The sequence below is a fragment of the Sphingobacterium sp. Ag1 genome (assembly GCF_000988325.1).
Taxonomy (GTDB): Bacteria; Bacteroidota; Bacteroidia; order Sphingobacteriales; family Sphingobacteriaceae; genus Sphingobacterium.
The window spans coordinates 1-3332 of sequence record NZ_LBGU01000003.1 but is presented as its reverse complement, the minus strand read 5'-3'; the positions used below and the strand labels follow the sequence as shown (position 1 = coordinate 3332).

Below are 3332 nucleotides of genomic sequence, written 5' to 3'. Positions count from 1 at the left end.
GAAGATGATCGTTCTACATTTTACTTTTTGTAATGCCGAAGCATTGTCGAAATGAAAGGGGAGCCCGCTTGTATCGAGCTCAGGAGCGATATGTTGCGTCCAATCTTCAAAACTATAGTAAGGTGCCTGAAGAATAAGCATTTTTGGGGCGTTATGGGAAGCAATAGTTGAAGCCAGTGCTGTACCCATCGATTGACCAATTATGACAATATGATCTTCCGGATAATGTTGTGTCAGGTTATCATAGGCCATTTGCAGATCACTATAAAGTAGTTCTTCATTGGTTACTTTACCTTCACTTTTTCCGTAACCTCGGTAGTCTAACATAAAAAGATCATAGCCGTTATCAGTATAGATATTCGCAATTTTACCCCAAGTGTCTACCGCTCCATTACTTCCATGCAAATAGAAAATTAGTCCTTTGCTCTTGTCTGCCTTAAACAAGATCCCATGGAGTTTAACATGATCTGCTGTTGTGATAAATTGTTCTTCAAATTTGCCCTGAAAGTGGAACGTGGAATCCTGGAGCTTTTTACCTGGAAACAGTTGTTCTTCAAGGATCTCATTCCAGTTTGGTTTCACTTTAGATTTACTGTTGGATTGAGCATATACCACGGGGTATAAAAAAATGAATAGCAAGAGTAATAGTATCGGACGTAACCAAAGGAGACGGTAGAATTTTGTTAATGTGACGGTATTGTTTGCGTGCATAAAGATACTTGGTCTATGATTTTTATTAAGTTACACATTTCTATGGCATCCAGAAAATGTGGGAATTCCTAGTTTTAGCGGTATCTTTCTTATAAACTTAATCTAGGTTAAGTTTATGCCTTAATCTAGGTTGTTGGAAGCAGGCTTCTTCTTGTCGTACCTTTGAGATAGCAATTTAAAATGAAGTGATCATTTAGGCTTCAACTTAATTCATCAAGAACGATAAAAAAGGAGATCATAACATGAAAAAATCAATTGAAAGAATTTTCCAACGTCCAGCTCAACCTGGCATGGTAGGAGATGGATTTCGTGTATTTAATATGATACCAGGGAATGGGATTTCCCAAAAGAGGATGAGTCCATTTCTTTTACTGGATTTCAATGCAGCATTTGATTTTGGACCTTCGGATCATATTAGAGGCGTGGATGTACATCCGCATAAAGGATTTGAAACCGTGACTATCGCCTACAAAGGTAGTGTAGCCCATCATGACAGTTCGGGGAATAGCGGTGTTATTCGTCCGGGTGATGTACAATGGATGACTGCCGGCGCTGGCATATTGCATAAAGAGTACCATGAAGAGGAATTTTCAAAGAAAGGCGGATTATTTGAAATGGTTCAGCTCTGGGTTAATTTACCAGCGAAAGATAAATCAACAGCGGCGCACTATCAGGCAATTACTGCCGATCAGATGGGGAAAGTCGTGTTGCCCGATGCGGCAGGGGTAGTCAATGTCATCGCGGGGAAATTTCAGGATATGGTTGGACCAGCGAGCACCTATACACCCGTCAATCTATTTGACATCAAATTGGAAGAGCAACATGAAACGAACTTTTTGGTTTCACAAAATCATAATACGGCGATGTTGGTTGTGAATGGCGAGGTCGTAGTCAACGGTGAACTTGCGAAGGAGCATAGCTTTGTCTTATTTGGTCATGATGGTGAAGAGATTTCGATAAGGGCAAATAAGAATGCAGTTTTACTTGTGTTAAGTGGTGAACCCATTGATGAACCTATCGTGAGTTATGGCCCATTTGTAATGAATACACAGGCGGAGATTTACCAAGCCTTTGAAGATTTTCAAGCTGGCAAGTTTGGCGTACTTGAATAAATGAAATAAATTTCCATACATGGCTTATATCCTTAATATGTAGGCCATGTATGGAAATCAAAATAGAAAAGATTGTCCGTTAACTTGCATTTCTTGGGATTGTCGTGCTCAACGACTAAGAAAAGTTTTTTGGTCGTCTATCATGCCGACATGCACGATGAGGACCAGTAGTGTACAACAAAAGCCGGTCAATACCACGCCATTCCATTGAAAGTATTTCCAAGCCAGGGAAGCCAAGTAACTACCCAATGATCCACCGGCAAAGTAACTAAACATATAGACTGTATTTAGTCGGTTGGTTGCCCCTAGATTTAAGGCAAAAAAAGCAGATTGATTGCTGATATGCATGGATTGTAAACCCAGGTCGATTAAGATTACACCGCTTATTAATCCGATATAGTTATTCCCTCCGATGTAGAATAAAATCCAGCTCAATAGCAGAATAAATATGGAACCAAGAATAATGGTATACGTAGAAACACGCGTTGCAATCCGGCCGACCACTGATGCTGCCAGCGCGCCAACAGCCCCTATTAATCCGAAGGATCCCGCTACGGCAGAGCCTGCGTAGAAAGGGGCTTCCTGTAAATGAAATACTAATGTAATCCAAAAAGCACTGAATCCAGCAAAGCCTAAAGCCCCTCTGAGTGCAGATAGCCGTAATACCCGTTGAGTTTTTGTCAGATGGACCAATGAGTGCATTAATTGTAGATAAGTACCTTGAAATGTCGGTTTTACATCAGGTAGTGCGAAAGCTAATAATAACATGAATAAAACCATTAATGCTATAGCTATATAATAGATTGCTTGCCATCCCCAGATATCGCCAATAAATCCAGCTGCGACACGGGAAAGCAGAATACCCAATAGTAAGCCACTCATGACCATTCCGATTGATGAATTGCGTTTTTCCGGAGCAGCAAGTTCGGCTGTCAGGGGGACCAGCATCTGAGGAACAACAGAGCTGAATCCAACCATAAAGCTTGCGATATAGAGCAACTCGAGGGTGGGAGCTAAGACCATAGCCAATAAGGAGACTAAGATGAGCAGAAATATGGTTAATATTAATTTCTTTCTTTTTATCATATCTCCCAAAGGGACGATAAACAGTAGCCCAGTTGCAAAACCGATCTGTGTGAGCATAGCAATCATACTAATTGCAGCTTCACTAACGTGAAAGTCTTTTGCCATCAATCCCAAAAGCGGCTGATTATAATAGTTGTTGCCGACGACAATTCCCGTTGTCAAGGTAATAAGCCATAAAAGGGGCTTCGTCAATACAGGTAGATCCGGTTTTGAGTTTACCTGAGGTTCTTTGCTTTGATCTGCTATGTTTGCTGTATGTATCATCTCGAATTGTATTTCCTTGGCCGCAAATTTAAAGAGAGAATTGTTGGCAGAAATGAAGAATTCGATCCATGAATTGAAGAATTGAAGTTTGATTAACATCAATAGTGTAAAACTCAACAGGCCTATGCAGTTCTTAGATGCATAGGCCTGTTGAGTTTT

At 40.5% G+C, this 3332-nt stretch carries 3 protein-coding genes; 1 reads left to right on the top strand and 2 read right to left on the bottom strand.

What is annotated here, in order from left to right:
• Positions 1-711 (bottom strand): alpha/beta hydrolase (locus AAW12_RS00030; protein WP_053003467.1); only part of this gene is annotated, 711 nt, incomplete at its 3' end.
• Between the two features lie 242 nt (positions 712-953).
• Here AAW12_RS00030 and AAW12_RS00025 point away from each other — a divergent pair.
• Positions 954-1823, top strand: coding sequence for a pirin family protein (locus AAW12_RS00025; protein WP_046671581.1), 870 nt, complete (start codon positions 954-956; stop codon positions 1821-1823).
• Positions 1824-1931: 108 nt separating this feature from the next.
• Here AAW12_RS00025 and AAW12_RS00020 read toward each other — a convergent pair.
• The coding region (locus tag AAW12_RS00020) for an MFS transporter (RefSeq protein WP_316933101.1) at positions 1932-3332 on the bottom strand (1401 nt) is incomplete at its 5' end.

Coding starts and splice junctions, on each gene's coding strand:
- AAW12_RS00025 (WP_046671581.1), top strand. CDS start 954: ATGAAAAAATCAATTGAAAGAATTTTCCAACGTCCAGCTCAACCTGGC.